At 69.3% G+C, this 2,348-nt stretch carries 3 protein-coding genes; all 3 read left to right on the top strand.

Annotated features, from left to right (window positions below):
* Nucleotides 1-565, top strand: a 565-nt coding sequence (locus tag ASG00_RS16605) for an amino acid ABC transporter permease (protein ID WP_235559091.1), incomplete at its 5' end; no start/stop codon positions are given.
* Nucleotides 562-1,350 carry an amino acid ABC transporter ATP-binding protein gene (locus ASG00_RS02760; protein ID WP_056206663.1) on the top strand — a complete coding sequence of 263 codons (789 nt, stop codon included), beginning with the start codon at nt 562-564 and terminating at the stop codon, nt 1,348-1,350. The genes ASG00_RS16605 and ASG00_RS02760, both read left to right, overlap by 4 nt.
* Before the next feature lie 76 nt (nt 1,351-1,426).
* Nucleotides 1,427-2,348: ABC transporter substrate-binding protein (locus ASG00_RS02765; protein ID WP_056206707.1), on the top strand; the 922-nt coding region annotated here is incomplete at its 3' end.

A 2,348-nucleotide genomic window follows, 5' to 3' on the forward strand; every position in this document is an offset into this window, starting at 1 on the left:
GCAGCTCATCAGCGCCTTCGCCGCCGCCGTGCTCGGCCTCGGCCTCCACCAGGCGGCCTACTCTGCGGAGATCATCCGCGGCGGACTCCTCAGCGTCGACCAGGGGCAGCACGAGGCGGCCGCGGCCCTCGGCATCCCGGCGTGGCGACGACTGAGCCGCATCATCCTGCCGCAGGCGGCCCGTTCCATCATCCCCAACGCCACCAACGAGGTCATCGGCCTCGTCAAGGGCACCTCGGTGGTGTTCGTCATCGCACTGCCCGAGCTCTTCTACGCCGTGCAGGTCATCTACAACCGCAACAGCCGGGTCATCCCGCTGCTTCTCGTCGCGGTCGTCTGGTACACGATCATCACCACCCTGCTGAGCATCGCCCAGTTCTACATCGAACGTCACTACGCCCGGGGGTCCGTGCGGGTGCTGCCCCCGACCCCCCTGCAGCGGTTCCGCCGCTGGGTGGCGCTGCGGTGGGCGCGTCTCGGTGACGAACCCCGCCCGGATGCCGCGGCGAGCCCGGCGGGCGCCGGCGCGGCCGCCGCATCCGCCTCGGAAGGAGCCTCGCGATGAGCGCCACCGTCGTCCCCGCCCGCACCGGGCGGGTCGAGATCCACAACGTCCACAAGAGCTACAACGGCATCGAGGTGCTGCGCGGGATCGACCTGGACATCGCCCCCGGCGAGGTCGTGGCGATCCTCGGGCCGAGCGGCTCGGGCAAATCCACCCTGCTGCGCACGATCAACCACCTCGAATCGGTCGACCGGGGCTCGGTCACCATCGACGGCACCCTGATCGGCTACGAGGTGCGCGGCACGAAGCTCCACGAGCTGCGCGAGCGGGAGATCCTGAAGCGTCGCACGCAGGTCGGCATCGTCTTCCAGAACTTCAACCTCTTCCCCCACCTCACCGCGCTCGAGAACGTCATCGAGGCACCGCTCGCACTGCGGCGCGTGGGGAAGACGGCGGCACGGGAGCTCGGCCTGGGCCTGCTCGAGCGCGTCGGGCTCGGCGACCGCGCCGACCACTACCCCCGGCAGCTCTCGGGCGGTCAGCAGCAGCGCGTGGCGATCGCCCGCGCACTCGCGCTGGAGCCCCGCGTGCTGCTCTTCGACGAGCCGACCAGCGCTCTCGACCCCGAACTCGTCGGCGAAGTGCTCGACGTGATCCGCGGCCTCGCGCACGCGGGCACCACTCTCGTGATCGTGACCCACGAAGTGGGATTCGCGCGCGAGGTGGCAGACCGGATCGTGTTCCTCGACCAAGGGGTGGTCGTGGAACAAGGCACCCCGGAGGACGTTCTCGTGCGCCCGCAGCATGCGCGCACACGGGACTTCCTCGCCAAGGTGCTCACCTGAGCGGAACCCCCGCCCGATCCGCCCCCCGACCCTCGGCCCACCCGGACCCGAGGACCACCGAAGGAGTAACACAGCAATGGCCATCAGCAAGAAGCAGGGCATCGCGGCCGGCATCGCCGTCGTCGCGGTGGCCGCTGTCGTCGGCGGCATCATCGCCGCCGTCAACATCGCGGGTGGGGCGAAGGCGGATGCCGCCGCCCCCGCCGCATCATCGTCGAACCCGGCGACCGACCAGATCACCTGGATCGAAGGGCACGAGGTCCCGGAGGCGGTCGCCGCTCTGAAGGCGAGCGGCTTCACGCCCATCAACCCGGGCAAGCTCACCGTCGCGGTCGCGGCCTACCAGCCGCCGCTCGCGTACATCCCGGAGGGTCAGACCGAGCCCGCCGGCACCGAGCCGAATTTCGGCAAGCTCATCGCGCAGGGTCTGGGCCTCACCTACAACCCGGTCGTGGTGGCGTGGGCGGACTGGCCGCTGGGAATCCAGTCGGGCAAGTACGACCTGATCACCTCGAACGTGACGGTGACCGAGGAGCGCAAGGAGCTCTACGACTTCGCGAGCTACCGTCAGGACGTGCTCGGCTTCTACGTGAAGTCCACGAGCTCGATCTCGAAGATCGCCACCGCCGACGACATCTCGGGCCTGAAGATCATCGTGGGCTCGGGAACGAACCAGGAGAAGATCCTCCTCGAGTGGAACAAGGACCTCGTCTCCCGCGGCAAGGCGCCGGCCGAGCTGCAGTACTACGACGACGTCGCCGCCGCGACGCTGGCCCTCCAGTCGGGTCGCGCGGACGCCAACTTCGGTCCGAACCCGACCGGAGCCTGGGAGGCTCGCGAGACCGGCGACATCAAGCTGGTCGGCACGATCCCCGGTGGCTGGCCGTTGACGGCCAACATCGCGGCGGCCACGAAGAAGGGCAACGGGCTCATCACCCCGGTCAACATCGTGCTGAACGCGCTGATCAAGGACGGCACCTACAAGAAGGTGCTCGACG

This window comes from Microbacterium sp. Leaf351 (assembly GCF_001423825.1).
In the GTDB taxonomy this organism is placed as follows: Bacteria; Actinomycetota; Actinomycetes; order Actinomycetales; family Microbacteriaceae; genus Microbacterium; species Microbacterium ginsengisoli.

Bases quoted from the DNA above. Each gene is read 5' to 3' on its own strand.
- ASG00_RS02760 (WP_056206663.1), top strand. From the start codon at position 562: ATGAGCGCCACCGTCGTCCCCGCCCGCACCGGGCGGGTCGAGATCCAC.